Here is a 19,061-nt window from a genome sequence, read left to right as displayed (position 1 = left end):
GGTCCCCTTGCCTCCGGATCGGTACTACACCACCCAACTTTCGGGCGAACGATTAAGACAATGCTACGACATCGCTCCTCCAAGGGTGAAGCAATATCTGGAGGCCGAAATCGAGCACGTCCTGAGCCAGATCGACTCCTCCCATCTCGTCCTGGAGCTGGGATGCGGTTACGGCCGGGTCCTCGAAAGGCTGGCGCAGAAGGCCAGAAAGGTCGTCGGCATCGACACCTCTTGGGCCAGTCTGAGGCTCGCCAGGGAGCGTCTCGCCCAACTTTCCCACTGCTTCCTCCTTCAGATGGATGCGGCCTGCCTTGGCTTTGCGGATCGATCGTTCGACCGGGTCGTCTGTATCCAGAACGGGATCTCGGCCTTCAAGGTCGATCCGAAGGAGCTGTTGCGGGAGAGCCTCCGGATCACCCGGGTCGGAGGAAGGGTCCTCTTCTCGAGCTATTCCGAAAAGTTCTGGAAAGACCGACTGGAGTGGTTTGTCCGACAGGCGGAGGCGGGGCTGATCGGTGAGATCGACTGGGGCCTCACCCGTGACGGGGTCATCGTCTGCCGCGATGGGTTCAGGGCGACGACCTATGGGCCTGCGGATTTCCTCGCCCTGCTTCCCGGCCCCCAGAGGGAGATCACCCTCCAAGAGGTGGACGAGTCCAGTCTCTTCTTCGAGGTCTTAATCTAATTCCCCCACGACCTTCTCGACCCGTTGAAGCAGCTCTCCCGAGGCGATCATCTGGTAGATCACCTGAATGTCCTTGCTGAACCGTCGATCCCCTTTGATGGCCGGGACCCTCTCCCGGACGGCACGGTAGGCCTCGTGGATCCCCAATCCCGGCCGAAGGGGGAGGTGAAACTCCAATCCCTGGGTGGCGCAGAGGAGCTCCATCGCCAGGATGTGTTCGACGTTTCGGACGATCTCACGGCCTTTTCTTGCGGCGATCGTCCCCATGGAGACATGATCCTCTTTGTCCGCGGAGGTGGGAATGGTATCGACGCTTGCCGGATGGGCGAGCACTTTATTTTCCGAGGCGAGGGAGGCTGCGCTGACCTGCACCATCATCAGCCCCGAGTGGAGCCCTCCCTCGGTGGTGAGGAAGGCGGGAAGCCCGGAGAGGGCGGGATTGATCAGCTTCTCGATCCTCCGCTCCGAGATGCTTCCCAGCTCGGAGACGACGATTCCCAAAAGGTCCATGGCGAAGGCCACGGGCTCTCCGTGAAAGTTTCCGCAGTTGAGGATCTTGCCCTTATCAGGGAAGATGAGGGGGTTGTCGGTCGAGGCATTGACCTCGATCTCGAGGGTCTTCCGGACGAAGGCCAAGGCATCCCTCACCGCGCCGTGGACCTGGGGGATGCACCTCAGGGAGTAGGCGTCCTGGATCTTGGAACAGGACTTATGCGACTCGGCGATCTCGTCCCTCTGGCCCAGCTTCTTGAAGTTCCTCGAGACGGCAAAGGAGCCGGGATAGGGCCTGACCCGGTCGATATCGAGGTCAAAGGCCCGGAAACTGCCTTTCAGGGCATCCAGGGTGCAGGCCCCGATGATATCGGCCATCTTGCAGAGCCGCTCCGCGCGCAACAGGGAGAGGATGGCCACCGCGGTCATCACCTGCGTGCCGTTGATCAGGGAGAGGCCCTCTTTGGCCTTCAGCGTGAGGATGGGAATCCCGGCCTTCTCCATGGCCTTCCTCCCCGACATCCGTTTCCCATGGTAGAGGGCCTCGCCCTCTCCCATGAGCACGGAGGCCAAATGGGCCAGGGGGGCAAGATCTCCGCTTGCGCCCACCGACCCCTGTTCCGGGAGCAAGGGATGGACGCCGAGGTTGATCATCGCAAGGAGGGTCTGGACGACCTCCGGCCGAACCCCCGAATGGCCCTTGGCGAGGACGTTGGCCCGAAGCAGCATGATGGCCCGCGTCGTCTCTTCGTCGAAATAGGGCCCCACTCCCACGCAGTGGCTCCGGATGAGGTTTCTCTGAAGGGCCTCGATCTGGGAGTGATCGATCACCTGATCGGCAAGGAGGCCGAACCCCGTCGTCACCCCGTACATCTTCTCGCCCTGCGCCAGGGCCCGCTCGACAAATTCCCGGCATCGCCGGACCCGTTCAACGGCCTCGGGAGAAATCTCGACGATCGCCCTTCCCTCGGCCACCTCCCGAACCTCTTCCAGGCTGAGAGAGTGACCGTCCAGTACGATGGTCTTTGTCCTTTTTTCGTTTCCTCTCTGGGTCTTCATTTCTGATAGAGGGTTATGCCTGGAATCTTGATCCCCTTCTCTTTGGCCGTCTCGATCGCCTCCTCGTAGCCGGCATCGGCATGCCGCATCACGCCTGTACCGGGATCGGTCGTGAGGACCCGTTCCAGCCTCCGCTCCGCCTCCTTCGTCCCATCCACGACCACGACCATGCCCGCATGGATGGAATAACCGATCCCCACCCCTCCGCCATGATGGACCGAGACCCAAGTGGCACCGGCAGCCACGTTGAGAAGGGCGTTGAGGATGGGCCAGTCCGCGATGGCATCGCTTCCGTCCTTCATCCCTTCGGTCTCGCGATAGGGCGAGGCCACCGAGCCGCTATCAAGATGGTCCCTTCCGATCACCAGAGGGGCTTTCAACTCCCCCCTGGCCACCATATCGTTGAAGACCTTGCCGATGCGCGCCCTCTGACCATAGCCCAACCAGCAGATCCGTGCAGGCAGGCCCTGAAATTTGACCTTCTCCCTTGCCAGACGGATCCACCTGGTCAAGGAGACATCGTCGGGAAAGGTCCTGAGGATCGCCTCGTCCGTCTTGTAGATATCTTCAGGGTCTCCTGAAAGGGCGGCCCATCGGAAGGGGCCTTTGCCTTCGCAGAAGAGGGGCCGGATGAAGGCCGGGACAAACCCCGGATAATCGAAGGCCTCCTTCACCCCTGCCTGATAGGCCTGGGCCCGGAGATTGTTGCCGTAGTCGAAGACGATGGCCCCTCTCTTTTGGAAGTCGAGCATGGCCCTGACATGAATTGCCATCGACTCCATCGACCTCCGGATGTACTCCTGGGGATCCTTTTTACGGAGTTCGAGAGCCTGATCGAGGCCCAAGCCCGCCGGCACATACCCATTGAGCGCATCGTGGGCGGAGGTCTGGTCGGTGACGAGGTCTGGGATGATCCCCCTCTTCACGATTTCGGGAAGCCCCTCGGCCGTATTTCCGACGAGGCCGATCGACTTCGCCATCCCCTTCTCCTTTGCGCTCAGGGCCATGATGAGCGCATCCTCAAGCCGGTCCGTCATCACATCGAGGTAGCCCGTCTCGAGGCGGCGTTTGATCCGATTCGGATCCACCTCCACGCCGATGAAAACGCCCTCGTTCATGGTGGCCGCAAGGGGCTGGGCCCCGCCCATCCCCCCCAGCCCTCCGGAGAGGACGAGCCTACCCCTGAGGGACCCGCCGAAGTGCTTTTTTGCCGCAGCGGCAAAGGTCTCATAGGTCCCTTGAAGGATCCCCTGGGTGCCGATGTAGATCCAGCTGCCGGCAGTCATCTGACCATACATCGTGAGCCCGAGCTCTTCGAGTTCCCTAAATTTCTCCCAGTTGGCCCAGTGGGGGACGAGCATCGCATTGGAGATGAGGACCCTGGGCGCGTCCTCATGGGTTTTGAAGATTCCCACCGGTTTGCCCGACTGCACAAGCAAGGTCTCGTCCTTCTCCAGATCCATGAGGCATTTGACCAGCAGGTGGTAGGCCTCCCAGTTTCGTGCGGCCTTGCCCGAGCCTCCGTAGACGATCAGCTCGGCCGGCTTTTCGGCCACCTCCGGATCGAGGTTGTTCATCAGCATCCTCAAGGCCGCTTCGGTCTGCCAGCTCTTGCAGGTCAATTGGGTTCCCCTCGGTGCCCGAATCCCCACCTGAACGCCGACCATCGTCTCTTCTCTCTCTTTCACCCCAACTTTCGTCTTTTCCATAATTCACCTCGAAAAGAGAGGTCCCCTCATGCTCCCCCGAGATAGGCCTTCTTCACCAGGGGGTGGTTGGCGAGGACCTCGCTCGTATCGCTCAAGATCACCTCTCCCGTTTCGAGCACATAACCCCGGTCTGCCACGGAAAGGGCCTTTCGGGCGTTCTGCTCCACAAGAAGGATCGTCACGCCCTGACGATGAAGGTCCCGGATCACCCTAAAGGTTTCCTCCACGTAGATCGGCATCAACCCCAAGGAGACCTCGTCCATCAAAATGACCCTGGGTTTCGACATGAGGGCCCGGGCGATGGCCAGCATCTGTTGTTCCCCTCCGCTCAGGGTCTTGCTCACCTGATTCTGTCTCTCCCGGAGCACCGGAAAGAGCTGGAAAGCTTCTTCCATCCGGTTTTGGAGCTTCTTCCGGTCCTTCTCAATATAACCGCCCATGAGCAGATTTTCGACCACGGTGAGGTCCGGAAAGGATTTCCTCCCCTCCGGGACCATGCTGATGCCCAGCCGCGCCCGGACATGGGAAGGAGTCCCGGTGATCTCCTCTCCCTGAAAGAGGATGGCCCCTTTTCGGCACCTCTCCAGACCCATGACCGTCCGAAGGATCGTACTCTTTCCCGCTCCATTGGCTCCAATGATGGTGACCAGTTCACCCTCCCTCACCGTAAAGCTCACCCCTTTGAGAGCTAAGAACTCGCCATAGGCCACCTCGATCTGACGCACCTCGAGCATCTCAGGCTTCCTTTCCTAAATAGGCCTGAATCACCAGCGGATTCGAACGGATCTCCTCCGGAGAGCCTTCTGCAATCTTCGTCCCATGATCGAGCACCACGATCCTCTTGCAGAGATCCATGATCACCTGCATGTTATGTTCGATGAGCAACACCCCGATCCCCTCCTCCCGGATCTGTCGGATCAGCCCCATCAATTGAACCGACTCTTCGAAACGAAGCCCCCCGGAGGGCTCGTCCAGAAGGAGCAGCCTGGGCTTCAGGGCCAGGGCCCGGGCGATCTCCAGTCGTTTCTTAATCCCGAGGGGGAGGTTTTTCGCCAACTGACCGGCGAATGGCCCTAAGCCGGTTCGATCGATCAACCTCTGGACCTCCCGAAGATGATCCGGAGTCCGGCACAGTCCCAAGGACCTTCTCAGGGAGGGATAGGAGGCGTGCCCGAGGGCGATCAGGATATTGGTCTCCACATCGAGATTCTGAAAAGGCCGGACGATCTGAAAGGTCCGGCTGATTCCAAGCCGACTGATCTCGTGGGTCTTGAGGGTGTGGATGGCCTTTCCCTGGAAGAATATCTCTCCCGCTGTGGGGGGAAAGATCCCGGTGATGATATTGAAAAGGGTCGTCTTCCCCGCGCCGTTGGGTCCGATGAGGCCGAGGATCTCTCCGGGTTCGGCTGAAAAACTGACCCCGTCGAGGGCCTTCAGTCCATCGAACTCCTTGCCGAGATTCGAGACTTCGAGCAGGGGCATCGTCACTCACCCCCCCTGCGGCGGAGAAAGAACCGCTTCAGGGTTTTTGGGATCGTCGATTCTTCCCCGAGGAGACCTCCGGGCTGAAACCGCATCATCGCCAAAAGGAGCAGCCCGTAAAGTAGGGTCCGATATTCCATGATGGGTCGGAAGAGTTCGGGGAGTAGGCCCAGGATGACCGCGCCCAGAATCGGCCCCCAACGTGTTCCGATCCCGCCGAAGACGACCATGCAGAGGATGGCGATCGATTGACCGAAGCCGAAATTCTGGGGCATGATGAAGCTCAAAAAGTGGGCGTAAAACCCTCCCGCGAGGCCGGCAATTGCGCTTCCCAAGACGAAGGCGAGGACTTTAAATCGGACGACGTGGACTCCCAGGGCTCCCGCGGCCAGTTCGTCCTCGCGAATGGAGGCCCAGGCCAGACCGATCCAGGATCGCCCTAACCGGTGATCCAAGAGGAGGAGAAGCCCGAAGACCACGACGATGAGCAAGAAATATTCGGGCTTGGTCATCTCCCTGCCAAACCATTTCGGGAGATCGATCCCCCCGATGCCCATGGCGCCTCCGAAAAAAGGAGTATAGAGGAAAACCGCCTCCGCCACAAAGCCGATTCCCATCGTGGTGATGGCCAGAAAGTCATCCCGGACTCGCAGGCAGGGGATGGAGAGAAGGGCTCCGATCGCTCCGGCCACGAGGCCCGCCAGGGGGAGGCTGAACCAGAAGGAAAAACCGGCCTCCGTGTAAAGCATGGCCGAGGTGTAGGCGCCGATCGCCATGAAGGCCGCATGGCCGAGGGAGATCTGGCCTGCCTGGCCGGTGATGATGTTAAGGCTGTGTGCCAGCATGGCATAGATCAGGAGGGTGATGAGGATGGTGATGAGATAGCCGCTGATCATCTCAGGGTTACCCCTTCCCTAACAATCCATAAGGCTTGAACATCAACACCAGGATCATCGCGATGAAGGCCACCGCATCCCTCGGAAAAGGAATGGCCAAGATGCCGATGAAGAAGGTCTCGGCCAGCCCTACGCCGAGGGCAGCCAGCACCGTTCCCGGGATGTTTCCCAGCCCTCCAAGGACGACGATGGCCAAGGCCTTGTAGGCCGGAATCGCGCCCATGGTGGGCCAGACCTGATTGTCGTAAACGCCGATGAGGACGCCTGCAGCCCCGGCCATGGCCGACCCGAAGAGGAAGTTGATGGCGATGATCGCCCTCACGTTGACGCCGAAGGCCGAGGCGGTTTCAGCATCCTGGGCACAGGCCCGCATGGCCAGGCCGGTCCTCGTCCGGGTGAGGAAGACCCAGAGGAAGATCAGGGCCCCAAAGGTCACCAGGAGGATGAGGATCTGCGTCTCGGTGAGACGGAAGCTTCCGATCGAGACGTCCCCGATTCCGATCCGGGCATTGTAGGTGAGGGTATGGGGGCCGGCGATGATCCGGAAGGCCTCCTCCATCGCGATGAAGAGGCCGATGGAGACGATAAGGGGCGCAATCCTCGGCAGATGAAGGAGGGGCGAATAGAGGAGGCGCTCGATGAGGTAGCCTGCAAGGGCTGACCCTGCCATCCCGATCAGCAACGAAACCCAGAAATCTCCCGTGAGCTTGAAGGAGAAGAGGCCGATGTAGGCGCCCAGGGCATAGACCCCTGCATGGGCCACGTGGAGGATCCGGAGGATGCCATAGACCATGGTCAGGCCCAAGGAGACAAGGGCATAGACGCTCCCCATGGCGATCCCGTTGGCGAGTTGCTGGATGAGCATAAGAGGTATATCAAAAAGGGAGGGGATCGAGGCCTTCCGGGGGGCGATCCCCTCTTTCAGCTACTGTTTCGGAGGCGGGGGGATCACCTCGGGGTTATCGATCACGGCAAGCCTTCGGAATTTGCCGCCCCGGACGATCTGGATTTGAACGGGCTTAATCACCTCACCCTGGACGAACCGGCTGATCTTTCCGGTCAAGCCATTGTAGTCCTTGGTCTCAAGCAGGGCCTTCTGAATCGCCTTGGGATCGGTTCCGGCTTTGCGGATCGCATCGACGAGGATCATAAAGGCATCGTAGCTGGAGGCGCCCACCATATCCGCATCCTCGTTATAAGCCTTCCGATAATTGGTCAAGAAGTTCTGGACGACCGGCCTGGGGTCGTCGCGGTCGAGGTTGGTGGCAATGATGACGCCTTCAGCCGCCGGGCCTGCGATCTCTAAAAACTTCGGGGAGTCGAAACCCTCTTCACCGAGGATCTGCGTGGTAATGCCGAGCTCTTTGGCTTGGCGGACGATCGAGGCCGCCTCGTTGTAGTACCCTGCGGCAAAGATCAGGTCCGGGTTTCCTTCTTTGATTCGGGTGAGGAAGGGCCGGAAGTCCTTCTCCCCTGGGAATTTATACATCTGTTTGGTGAGGATCTGCGATCCTAACTTCTCTGCCCTCTCGGCAAACCCCGCGGAGATGGCCCTTCCGAAATCGTTGTCCATGGAGATGATGGAGATCCGCTTGGCCTTCAAATGTTTGACCGCAAACTCGGCTGCCGCAGCCCCCTCGACCTCTCCGAGGAACCCGTTTCGAAAGATGAAGTCGTTCGGTTTCTTCTCCTTCGGATCCCACGTCACATCGGGATGGACCGCATAGCCGACCACCATGGGAATCCCCGCCTTCTGAAAGATGGGAGCCGTCACCCGGGTGGGACCGCTGTAAGAACCGCTGACCACACCGATGACCTTGTCTTTTTCGATCAATTTGTTGGCGATCGCCACGGCCTCCTGGGGGTTGAGCCGATCATCGTAGATGATCAGCTCCACCTTCCTCCCGCGGATGCCACCGGCCTCGTTCACCTCCTTCAAGGCCAGTTCCACCGCGTTTTTGGCGCTCATCCCGTCGGCTGCGGCCGGCCCCGTGATCGGGGCAAAAAACCCGATCCGGATCGCCTCCTGGGCTTGTGCAGAGGTAAGGATGGAAAGGAGAATGACTGCAAATAATCCTATGTAAGTGAACTTTTTCATAACACCCCTCCTCAGAAAACCTCGATTCGCCTTTTCCCCTATCTCCCTCCATCGGAGAAGCGTTGGAAAAGACCTTCCATCGATCTATAAAAGAAAAAAGAGGGCGGGTCAAGGGGAGGAACGAAGATTGGGGCCCTTCTTTCTCAAGGCCATGGAGACCACCTGAAACACCTGTTTGATCTCGAAAGGCTTGGTGAGGATGAAATCGAGGCCGGACTCCTTTCTCTTTTCCTCTTCGATTTCGAGTCCCCATCCCGTGATCATTCCCACGGGGACGGAAGGGTCCACCCCTTTAATCCGGCGGCAGACCTCCCAGCCGGAAAGACCGGGCATTCCCAGGTCGGTCAAGACCATGTCGAATCGATCCTCCCCGAAAATTCGAACCCCCTCCTCACCGCTCTGTGCGGTCACCACCCGGTGGTGGAATTGGGAGAGGATTTTGGAGAGGACATTTCTGACCGGTTCTTCGTCGTCGATGACCAAGATGCGGGCAGAAGGCATCTCCCGGGGAACGGGGTCGGAGGCCCTCTCCTCGATCCCTTCCTCCGAAACCGGAAGGAGGATCCTAAAGGTCGTCCCCGAACCGACCTGGCTCTCGACCTCGATCTCGCCTCCAAACCGCTTGATGATCCCGTAGGACATGCTCAGCCCGAGGCCTGAATTGGTGAAAGGCTTCGTCGTAAAGAAGGGCTCGAAAATCCTCTTCTTCACCTCCTCGGTCATGCCGATCCCCGTATCGGTGATCTCGAGGCAAACCCGAGTGGCCTTCTGATAGGTCCGAATCTCAATCCTACCTCCCTCGGGCATCGCCTCGATGGCATTGAGGATCAGGTTGGTGAGGACCTCGCGCATTTCCGAGGCATGGCCGGAGACGGTGGGGACCTCTTCGGGATGGAACCGCACGTCGATCGGTATCCCTCTCCTTTGGGCCTCGTCCTTCCACCTCGGTCGTGTGATCTCGATGACGTCCCGGACGACGGGGTTGAGGTCCACTTTGAAGAGCTCCTCCCGGGCCTTCCTACGGGTGAACTCCTGAAGCCTTTTGACGGTCTGGGCGCTGTCCTTGGCCACCTTCTCGATCGTCTTCAACGTCTCCCGAACCTCCTCGTCCTTGACGGTATAAAGGAGAAGCTGGGTGTTTCCGAGGATGGAGGCCAGGGCATTGTTGAAATCGTGGGCCACGCCGCTCGCCATCTCTCCCAGGGCCCGGAGCTTTTCCGCCTGGAGGAGCTGTTCCTCCATCTTCTTCTTTTCGGTCACGTCCTTGACGAAGGCGATGGTCTGGACCGCCCCCTTCGAATCCCTCATGAGATTGGCGCTGATCTCCACATGCCGAATCGTCCCGTCCTTTCGAATCGCCTTAATTTCGTACTGCGGAGGGACCTCCTCCCCTTCCTGTCGCCGAAGGTAGCGGTCCTCGACGAGGGCCCTGCTCTCTTCATCGAGAAGCCGCCGGAAATCCATGCCCATCAATTCGGTCACGGTGTAGCCCAGGATTTCGGCAAGCCTTCCGTTGACGAACCTGATCCGATAATCCTCTCCCACGAGCAGCACGCCATCAAGAGCCCCTTCGACCACGCGCCGATATTTCTCTTCGGAACCCTTGATGGCCTCCAGGAGAAGGGAGTTCTGAACAGAAATGGATAATCCGGGGGCGAGCTGCTGGAGGATGGTGAGATGTCTCTCGGAAAAATGATTGACGTCCCTGGCCCCGAACGTGAGGGTTCCGAAGATCCTCCCCTGAGACTCGAGGGGATAGACCAGGATCGAACCCACCCCCTCCTTCGCCAGGGGCTGGCAGTATCCGTCCTCATTTTCCACGGTACAAGAGACGAGGACGGGGAATCCTGTCTCGGCCACTTTTTGTAGAGGGGTCCCCTCCAGGGGGTAGGCCTTCCCCTCTTGAAGGCCATCCGTCTCATTCTCCCCATCCCTGGCGAAGATCCGGAAACGCTCTCCGTCCTCATCGAAAAGGGTCACCACCATTCGATCGCTGCCGAGAACCTCTTTCAATTCCTTGTGGACCGCCTTGAAAACCTCCCGGATATCCAGGCTTAAGGCCAAGGTTCTGGAAACCTGGTGAATCACCTCCTTCTCCTTCTCCAGCCTCTTCTTTTCGGTGACCTCCCTCATCATATCGATCGCCGCCACGATTTCCCCGGACTCGTCAAAAACAGGAAACGTGAAGTTCTCGAAGACCCCTTTCAAAAGTTCGGACCAATATTCCCGAAAAGACGGCCTATGGGTCTTGAACGTCTCGTTCACCTGACAGCCCTCGCAGGGGAGGTCTCGATGGTAGAGGACCTCGTAACACTTCCGTCCCACGACGTCCTCCGGCTTCATTCTATAACGATTGAAAAAAGCCCGGTTTCCCCGAAGGACCCTGAATTGCCGGTCCTTGATGGAGATGATATCGGTGACCGAATCGAAGGTGGCCTCCCATTCGGCCTTCGCTTTGGAGACGGAGGTGAAAAGGTGGGCATGCTCGAGGGCCATGCCGATTTGGTTTCCTACGCTCTGTAAGAGACGAACCTCCCTCTCTCCGAAAAGGTGGGCTTTCCGGCTGGTCAGACAGAAACCTCCGATGACGTTGCCTTTGGAGATCAGCGGAATTCCCACAAGCATTTTCACCTTCTCCTGAATCAAACTGGGCAGGATCCGTGCGGAGGGATACTCCTCGATCGGGCAGATGACCACCTCTTTCCGTTGGACCGCAGCTCCCGCCACCCCTTCCCCGACCTTGAGCCTTCTCACCGTCTCGGCCAAATGGCGGGGGTAATTGTGATGGTATTTCAACTCCAGCCATTCCCCATCGTCGCTGAGGAGGTAAATCGTCCCCATCTCGAATCCGGTAAGGGATAATACCCGTTCGAGGGCTAAGGGCATCATCTGCTCCAAATTCAGGCTCTCGTTGACCAGGTTGCTCAGTTCATAGAGGGTTTCAAGCTCTCGGGTTCTGCGGAACAGTTCCTCCTCCATCCGTTTCCGGTCGGTGATGTCCTTGATCGTCCCCTCATACCCGATGATCCTCCCATCCTGTCCTCTTCTCACCGTGGCGGTAATGAGACAGTCGAGAAGGGTTCCGTCCTTCCTCTTCAATTGGACTTCGAAGTCTTTGATGAACCCTTTTTCGGCGATCCTCTCCTGGAAACGGCCTCGTTCCTCAGGATCCCGGTAAATCTCTCGGACCTCCACCCCCATCAGCTCTTCTTTGGAACCGTATCCTAACATCTCGACCCCGGCCGGGTTGACATCAAGGAACCGGCCCTCTTTGGAGGTGATATAGATCATGTCCTTCGAATTTTCGAAGATGGCCTGGTAGATCTTCTTCGCCTCCTGGATCGATTCCTGCGATTGTCTCAACGCGAAGATCATCCGGTTGAAGTTATGAGTCAGCTCCCCTATTTCGTCATTGGTGGAGGGCCTTATCTGGACCTCCAGATTGCCCCCGGAGACCTTGGACATCTCTCTGGACAAATATTTGATGGGGGCCGTAAACCGACGGGTGAGAAAGAGGCTGAAGAGAAAGGCGAAGGCGGATGCAATCCCTATCCATTTCAGGGCGGTCCAGGTGACCTCCTGCAGAGGTCGGTAGGCCTCTTCCAGGGGCACATGGAGGATGACCCCCCACTTCAATTCAGGGATGGGTTCATAGGACACCAGGAATCTTCGACCTCTTTGATCCTCAAACTCCAGGCTCCCCTCCTTCCCGGACAGAACCCAATCCACAAAAGGTCCCAAAAGGATCCGTTGATCTTGGTTGGTCGCTATGAGATAACCTTCATGGTCGACCACATAGGTGGAGCCGTTCTCCCCGATCCTCATCTGTCTCAGGAGGTCGATTAATGGCTCGAGATGGCCCTTGCCTTTAACCACCCAGACCGGCTCCCCCTGGGACCCCCGAAGAGGGATCCCGATGATCAGCGAAGGCTTGCCCTCAGGGGTGTAATGAAACCCTCCATAATAAATTTCCCCTTTGGAAGCCCTCTGGAATACCGGGCTCATGGATAGATCCTTTCGGGTAGGCCTTTCCTCCCCGTTCTGTCTCGAAACCCGAAGCTGTTCAAAACCGTCCCCGTCCAAAAGGGCAAGTTCGATAATATCCTTTTCCGTTAAGAGAAAATGTTTGAAATAATCCTTGATGTAATGCGACATGCCCAATCTTAATAAGGGCGCCTCTTTTGAGATGGACTGTAGCTTATCCCTCGTCTTTTCGAGGTAGCCCCGAGTCTTCTCGACCACCCGGGTCGCCTTCTCCTTCTGGAGATTGATGATCGAATGCTTCAAATCTCTCTGGTAGGACTGGATGATCTTGGTCCCTGCGATGGCAAGGGGGATGGTGGCCAGGAGGATCGAAAAGGCCATCCACTTAAAGGTGATGCTCTTCCAGAAGGCCTTCATCTTCGATATTCCTCCCCTCTTAAAAACCGGTTCAGCTCCGAAAGGAGGACCCTCCACCCTTTCCCCGCCTTTATGGCCTTGATCCTGCCGGTATGGACGTACTTCAGGAAGGTGGGTTTGGAGATCTTGAGGTATCGAATGGCATCCTCGGTTGTCAGGACTTGATCCCTATTTGATAAAGACATCGATTTGCCCCCTCTTTCTCACACTTTTCCTCAATTGATTAATTGCAAAAGGTAGGCCAAAAAATGAAGTCTCGCTTTTTCGTCCGTAACTTTACAATTTAAAAAGGAAAGTCTATTTCAACGCGCGGGTGTTGGGGTGGGAGGCTGGGGTCAAAATTGACAGGCTTTCGATTCTGGATAGATTTTGCTCAGGGCCGAGGGGGTTAATATCACATCTTATATTTGCCGAAATCCTCGGGCGTCATGTTTTCGATAATGGCCTTCAGTTCATCCTGTTCCTCGAGGAGACGGGAAGCCAGGAGGCCCAAACTCTTCGTCGCCTCAAGCACGGAACGGGTGATATAAATGGGAGCCTTAACCCTCACGGCCAGGGCAATGGCGTCGCTCGGTCGACTATCCACAACCCTCTCCTTTCCGTCGACCTCGAAATAGAGATGGGCATAATAAGTGTTCTCCTTGAGATCGTGGATGATCACCCGGAGGAGAGGGGTGTGGAGGGTATCGAGAATCTGCTTGAGAAGATCGTGGGTCATAGGACGGAGGGTGATCGTATCTTCGAGGCCTCTCGAAATCGCCTCGGCCTCAAAGACGCCGATCCAGATGGGCAGGGCCTTTTCGCCGTTAAGATCCGTCAAGACAACAACAGGGTTCGAAGACTTCGAATCGAGGACGATCCCCATCACCTTCATCTCTAAGAGTTCCTGGTCAAGCCCCATAGTCTGGTCCTCTAATGAAGATAGACCAATTTTAACCTGTCCAGGAAAGATGTCAACCCAAAGAAAGGGGTTCTATTCGTTTTCCGATTTCAGGAAGGGATGGGGGATGCCCTTCTTATAGGCAAGGGCTTGGCAGGAAGCGATGAGCCTGTTTTTTTCGTCAAACACTTTGATCTCGTAAAGGGACGTCTTTTGAGTTTGATGAACCTCTTTCGCCTCCGCCATCAACAGGCTCTCCGGGGTCGGCGAAGAGAGGTAGGTGACGCTCATGCTCAAGGCCACCGCCAATGTTCCATGGGAATTGGAGGCAATCTCAAAGGCCTCATCGATCAGGGCAAAGATCGCGCCTCCATGGGCCATGCCGAAGAGGTTCTCCAAATCCGGAGTGAACCTCACCTCCACCCTTGCATAGCCCTCGTCGACATCCACCAACCTCATGCCAAGTTTCTTGGCAAGGGGTTCCCGCTTCACCTCGTCGAAAAAGGCCTTTTTGGTCCTGAAATCCATCGAGAGTCTCCCCCCTGAAAAAGAGAATGCCCTCTAACCCGCTGGCTCAAGTGGAGGCGGCTGCCCCCTGGGCCTCCGAAGAAATCCAACCTCTTCGGATAGGACGCCGACGGTCTTTCGGAAAGGTAAGCTTGACCGTCGTACCTCGGTGGAGACGGCTTTCGACCCGGACCGTGCCACCGTGGTCTTCTACCGCCTTCTTGACAAAGGTGAGCCCCAATCCCACCCGCTCGGGCCGGGTAGAGAAGAAGGGTTCGAAGATCCGCGGGAGGTTCTTTTTGGCAATCCCCTCGCCCCGATCCGAAACGGTGATCTCAACGGTCTCCTCATCACAGGAGAGGGAGACCTTAATCACCTTTCGAATCCCTTTGGCCTGAATCCTTTTGAGGGATTCGAGACTGTTTTCGATCAGGTGGGAAAGGGTCCGAGCCAGCAGCGCTCGATCCACAAAGAAGCTTTCCTCTTTTCCGAGGGAACCCTCTTCCAGCCTAAAAGAGATTCCCCTGGCTTTGGCCTCTTCCGAGAGGGTCTGAACGATCCCCTCGACGACCTCCAGGACCTTCTCCCTTCGGAAGACCGGCCGGGGCATCTTGATCAACTCTTCCACCCGCCGGATCATCTCCTCCAGCCGTTCCGTCTCCTTGAGGACTCTCCGTAGATAGGCCTCCACCCGATCGGTGGTGAGGGAGGCTTTGCGAAGGCGCCGGATATAACCCGCGATCACGGTCACGGGATTCCTGATCTGATGAGCGATCTCCTCCACCATCGATCCGAGGTTTGCTTGCTGCCTCATCTCCAGCCTCTCCCTTTCCAGGCTCTTCAACCTTTGAATCTCTTGGAACGAGAAGGCCAGAAACTTCTCCCCACCTTCTTGAAAGGCCTGGACCCTGAGGTAGACAAAGACCCCCCTGCCATCTTTCTGCCTGAGAAGGGCCTCTCCCTCGAAACCCGCCTTGTCGATCGCCAGGTAGAGGATATTGGGTAGGAAGTATTTCAGGTCCTCGTCAAAAAAGAGGATTCGAATCCTCTCCCCCTCGATCTCCTCCCTCAAATAGCCGAACAGGGATTCTCCGAAACGGTTCACATAGAGGATTCTCGCATGGAGGTCTGTAAGGATGAAGGCGACATGGATCAAATCGAGCAGGGGATGTCGGTTCTGCAGGAGCTCGGCCATGGTTCGCCAGGATCGGAGACAGATAAAAGAATTTTATGAAGCCCCCTCAAAAAGTCAAGGACTTCTTTTAAAAACCGACGGAGAAAAATCGAGCCCCTCCTCCGGAGAAGTTCCTTCTTTCGGGCCGGCATGAGAACTTCTTCCTTGACAGGGGATGGAAAATCTCGTTAAGAGGTGGACATGAAGTTTACGACCGAGGTATTGATCGTCGGAGGAGGCGCCACAGGGGCAGGCATTTTGAGGGATTTATCCTTGAGAGGCATCCCCTGCCTCCTTGTGGAAAAGGGAGATCTCCTCTCCGGGGCTTCCGGAAGAAATCACGGTCTACTTCATAGCGGGGCGAGATATGCGGTCTCCGACCCAGAGGCGGCCCGGGAATGTCTCTCCGAGAACAAGATCCTTAAAAAGATCGCCTCCCACTGCATCGAAGAGACCGGGGGCCTCTTCGTCACCCTTCCCGAAGACGGCCTCGATTTCCGAGGGCGATTTTTAGCGGCCTGTGATGCGCTTGGCCTCCCCGCGCGCCTTCTATCCAGGGACGAAGCCCTGGGCCTCGAACCGGAACTCAACCCCGCGATTCTCAGCGCCGTTGAGGTTCCCGACGCCGCGATCGACCCCTTCGAACTCGTCCTCTCCAACGTGAGGGATGCGGAGGACCACGGCGCCAAGGCCCTCCTCCACACCGAGGTGACCCGCCTCCACGTGGAGGGGGATCGGGTGCGGAGGGCCATCCTCCGAGACCTTCTCAGCGGTGAAGAGCATCAGATCGAAACCTCCTTCCTCATCAATGCCACCGGGGCCTGGGCGGAGGGTTTTCTGAGACGGTTAAACCTCCGTCTTCCCATGGCCCTTTCAAAAGGGTCGATGCTCATCACGAACCAGAGGCTTTCGCGCCGGGTGATCAATCGCTGTCGGCCTCCATCGGATGGGGATATCATCGTCCCCAACCATACCGTCTCCATTCTTGGGACCACATCGGTGCGCGTCGAAGATCCCGAGAATTTCGAGGTCACCCCCTCCGAGGTCTCCCATCTGATCCGGGAGACATCGAGGATGATCCCGGCCATAGAAGAGGCACGATTCCTCCGCGCCTATGCCGGCATTCGACCCCTCTTTCGCTCCGAAGAAAGGGGCGATGACCGTGCCCTTAGCAGGGGCTTCGTCCTCCTCGATCATGGGGAGAGGGACGGCCTCCAAAATTTGATCACCATCACGGGAGGAAAACTCGCCACCTACCGAATGATGGCTGAAAAGACCTCTGACCTGATCTGTCAGAAGATGGGGGTTTCGGCCTCGTGCACCACCCATCTGAAACCCCTGCCGAAGGCTTTCAAAATTTCGGGCCTTGCCGAACGGCTCAAAACCCTTGGCCACGGAGAAATCCTCTGCGATTGCGAGCTCGTCTCTCAGGGCGAAATCGAAGAAGCGGTCATGGAGAGAGAGCTGAAGAACCTCCAGGACATCCTCCACCGGACGCGGCTCGCCAAGGGGACGTGCCAGGGCGCCTTCTGTGTCTATCGACTCTTGGGCCTTTTGCACGAGAGGGGAAAGATCGATGGAGATTCCATCGGGATATTGAAAGGGTTTCTCGAGGAGAGGTGGAGAGGAATCCGGCCGATCCTCTGGGGAGCGGCCTTAAAAGAAGAGGAATTGATCGAGGGGATCTACAAGGGAATCTTCAACCTTTAAGGCATTGGGTAATTTTCCTTTCCAACTTCGAGATTCCGATTTCTGATCCTGGTCGGGCCTATGCATTACGATCTCATCGTCATCGGGATGGGGCTTTCGGGACTGATGGCGGCAAAAACGGCCGTCGAGGCAGGCAGGAAGGTTTTGGTCGTGGGAAAAGGGATGGGCGGCCTCACCCTCTTCTCCAATACGATCGACCTCCTCGGCACCCCCCTGGAAGGAGGCAAGATGAGAGAAGCCCTGAACGGTTGGGTCCATGACCATCCTGAACACCCTTATGCCCGGGTGGGGGTGGAAAAGATCGAGGAGGCCCTCTCCTCCTTCGGGGTCCTCTTTCCTCCGCCCTACACCTTTGAAGCGAGAGACGGAAGGAACAGCCTGATCCCTACCGGGGCCGGAACGTTTAGGCCCACCTACCTCGTCCCATCGACCCTGATGAGGGGAATCCATCTCAGAGAGAAGAGGACGCTCATCGTAGGGTTTAAAGGATTAAGAGATTTTCATCCCCGGCGCCTCGCTGACCTCTACGGGTCCCGCCAAACGACTCTTCCCCTTCCGGGAGATTTCGGAACCGAAGTCTCGGCCCTTGCCCTGGCCAGGTGGATGGAACAGCCCCCCTTCCGGGAATTCGTCGCCGGAGAAATAAAGGCCGTGCTGAAGGGAGAGGAAATGGTCGGGCTTCCCGCGGTCTTGGGGATTCGCGATCCGATGAGGGCGAGAAGGGATCTCGAGAAGAGGCTCGGGGTGGCCGTCTTCGAGATTCCCATCCTCCCTCCCTCCATCCCCGGATTGAGAATCTTCGGTCGTTTCAAGGAGTGGCTGATCCGTCGGGGAGCGACCTTTCTCCAGGGCCATTGGGTTTCGAAGGCCACCCTGAAAGGAAAACGTTGCGAAGGCATCGAAATCGGCCATCCTCCGGTGACCCGGTTGGATACGGCAGAACAATATATCGTTGCCACGGGCCGTTTTATGGGGGGTGGGTTGATGGCCGATCGAGATCGCGTATGGGAACCCCTCTTCCATCTCCCTGTTTTCCCCTTTCTTTCCCCAAGGGATTGGTTTGGGGCCTCCTTCTTCGACGATCATCCGATTCACCGGATGGGAATCTCAACCGATGCCTCTTTTCGCCCCTTGGATGAGAGGGGAAACATCGTCCTTGAAAACGTCCGGATCGCTGGCACCCTCCTTGCCGGCCATCATTTCCTTAAAGAAAAATCGAGAGAGGGGATTGAAATCGTCACAGGGTATTGGGCAGCGAAGTATGCCTTCCCATGAGCATTCCAGATCGAAGACCGAACATTCCACAAGGGCCCTTTCAGCGAAGAGAGGAGCGGATGCCTGCATTCGTTGTGCCACCTGCATGGCGGTCTGCCCGGTCTCGAGGGTGACCCCCTTCTTTCCGGGGCCGAAGCAGGCAGGACCTGGGGCCGAGCGATTCCGAATAACCTCAACATATCCGGGAGGCGAATGGACCGACCTCTGCATCGGCTGTCACCTCTGCGATCTCGCCTGCCCTTCAGGGGTCCCCATCTCCGAAATGAACCTGATAGCCAGGGCCAAACATCTCGACGAGAGAGGAAGGCCTCTCAGGGATTGGCTTCTCTCCCATACTTACCTCTTTGGCGAGATGGGTTCCAGGCTCTCCCGGGTTCTCAACCCGCTTTGGAGGAGCGGCATCGTCAGAAGAACCCTCCATCTCCTCTTGGGAATCGATCGCCGGAGAGAACTTCCCTTCTTCCAATCCCCGACCTTCAGGCAATGGTTTAGGAAACGGTCGCCCTGCGAGGGGGAAAAAATCGCCTATTTCTATGGCTGTTTCATCAACACCAACGAGGTGGATGTGGGCAGGGCGACCGTGGAGGTCCTGGAGGCCAATGGCTTCGAGGTCGTCCTGCCGGCCCAGGGATGCTGCGGGATCCCCATGCTCGGAAACGGCGACCTTGAAGGAGCAAAAAGGATGGCCTTGAA

The 19,061-nt window shown here is 57.5% G+C and carries 16 protein-coding genes; 4 read left to right on the top strand and 12 right to left on the bottom strand.

The window, feature by feature from the left end; genetic code table 11:
• Nucleotides 1-7: 7 nt before the first annotated feature.
• Nucleotides 8-685 (top strand): methyltransferase domain-containing protein, encoded by a 678-nt coding sequence (locus N3G78_06115; GenBank protein ID MCX8117488.1) that lies wholly within the window; start codon nt 8-10, stop codon nt 683-685.
• Here N3G78_06115 and hutH read toward each other — a convergent pair.
• From hutH to N3G78_06055, 12 genes are all read right to left on the bottom strand, one after another.
• Nucleotides 677-2,236, bottom strand: coding sequence for a histidine ammonia-lyase (hutH, locus tag N3G78_06110; protein MCX8117487.1), 1,560 nt, complete (start codon nt 2,234-2,236; stop codon nt 677-679). The genes N3G78_06115 and hutH overlap by 9 nt on opposite strands.
• Complete coding sequence (hutU, locus tag N3G78_06105; GenBank protein MCX8117486.1) at nt 2,233-3,903, bottom strand: urocanate hydratase; 1,671 nt, start codon at nt 3,901-3,903, stop codon at nt 2,233-2,235. Before hutU ends, hutH begins: the two co-directional genes overlap by 4 nt.
• A 68-nt stretch (nt 3,904-3,971) precedes the next feature.
• Nucleotides 3,972-4,679: an ABC transporter ATP-binding protein gene (locus N3G78_06100; protein ID MCX8117485.1), complete on the bottom strand. Its 708-nt coding sequence runs from the start codon at nt 4,677-4,679 to the stop codon at nt 3,972-3,974.
• Nucleotide 4,680: 1 nt separating this feature from the next.
• On the bottom strand, nt 4,681-5,427 hold the full coding sequence (locus N3G78_06095; GenBank protein ID MCX8117484.1) for an ABC transporter ATP-binding protein: 747 nt from the start codon (nt 5,425-5,427) through the stop codon (nt 4,681-4,683).
• A 2-nt stretch (nt 5,428-5,429) separates the two neighbouring features.
• On the bottom strand, nt 5,430-6,320 hold the full coding sequence (locus N3G78_06090; protein ID MCX8117483.1) for a branched-chain amino acid ABC transporter permease: 891 nt from the start codon (nt 6,318-6,320) through the stop codon (nt 5,430-5,432).
• A 10-nt stretch (nt 6,321-6,330) separates the two neighbouring features.
• Nucleotides 6,331-7,188 (bottom strand): branched-chain amino acid ABC transporter permease, encoded by an 858-nt coding sequence (locus N3G78_06085; protein ID MCX8117482.1) that lies wholly within the window; start codon nt 7,186-7,188, stop codon nt 6,331-6,333.
• A 60-nt stretch (nt 7,189-7,248) separates the two neighbouring features.
• Entirely contained in the window at nt 7,249-8,421 is a 1,173-nt protein-coding gene (locus N3G78_06080; protein MCX8117481.1) for an ABC transporter substrate-binding protein, read from the bottom strand.
• A 108-nt stretch (nt 8,422-8,529) separates the two neighbouring features.
• Nucleotides 8,530-12,822, bottom strand: a complete 4,293-nt coding sequence (locus N3G78_06075; protein ID MCX8117480.1) for a PAS domain S-box protein — start codon at nt 12,820-12,822, stop codon at nt 8,530-8,532.
• Nucleotides 12,819-13,007 carry a helix-turn-helix domain-containing protein gene (locus N3G78_06070; GenBank protein MCX8117479.1) on the bottom strand — a complete coding sequence of 63 codons (189 nt, stop codon included), beginning with the start codon at nt 13,005-13,007 and terminating at the stop codon, nt 12,819-12,821. The genes N3G78_06075 and N3G78_06070 overlap by 4 nt, the downstream gene beginning before the upstream one ends.
• A 209-nt stretch (nt 13,008-13,216) precedes the next feature.
• On the bottom strand, nt 13,217-13,723 hold the full coding sequence (locus N3G78_06065; protein MCX8117478.1) for a bifunctional nuclease family protein: 507 nt from the start codon (nt 13,721-13,723) through the stop codon (nt 13,217-13,219).
• Between the two features lie 72 nt (nt 13,724-13,795).
• Nucleotides 13,796-14,230 (bottom strand): PaaI family thioesterase, encoded by a 435-nt coding sequence (locus N3G78_06060; protein MCX8117477.1) that lies wholly within the window; start codon nt 14,228-14,230, stop codon nt 13,796-13,798.
• A 46-nt stretch (nt 14,231-14,276) separates the two neighbouring features.
• On the bottom strand, nt 14,277-15,404 hold the full coding sequence (locus tag N3G78_06055) for an ATP-binding protein (GenBank protein ID MCX8117476.1): 1,128 nt from the start codon (nt 15,402-15,404) through the stop codon (nt 14,277-14,279).
• Nucleotides 15,405-15,584: 180 nt separating this feature from the next.
• Between N3G78_06055 and glpA the strand changes: the two genes are divergently transcribed.
• The 3 genes from glpA to N3G78_06040 form a co-directional block, all read left to right on the top strand.
• The gene (gene glpA, locus N3G78_06050; protein ID MCX8117475.1) at nt 15,585-17,093 is read left to right on the top strand and encodes an anaerobic glycerol-3-phosphate dehydrogenase subunit A; all 1,509 of its coding nucleotides are present in this window, start codon (nt 15,585-15,587) and stop codon (nt 17,091-17,093) included.
• Between the two features lie 60 nt (nt 17,094-17,153).
• On the top strand, nt 17,154-18,368 hold the full coding sequence (gene glpB / locus N3G78_06045; GenBank protein MCX8117474.1) for an anaerobic glycerol-3-phosphate dehydrogenase subunit GlpB: 1,215 nt from the start codon (nt 17,154-17,156) through the stop codon (nt 18,366-18,368).
• A partial coding sequence (locus N3G78_06040) for a 4Fe-4S dicluster domain-containing protein (GenBank protein ID MCX8117473.1) occupies nt 18,355-19,061 on the top strand: 707 nt, incomplete at its 3' end. The genes glpB and N3G78_06040, both read left to right, overlap by 14 nt.

It is taken from the genome of Thermodesulfobacteriota bacterium (assembly GCA_026415035.1).
In the GTDB taxonomy this organism is placed as follows: domain Bacteria; phylum Desulfobacterota; class BSN033; order BSN033; family UBA1163; genus RBG-16-49-23.
Note: the sequence above shows the minus strand (reverse complement) of the source record. Positions and strands in the feature narration are given on the sequence as shown.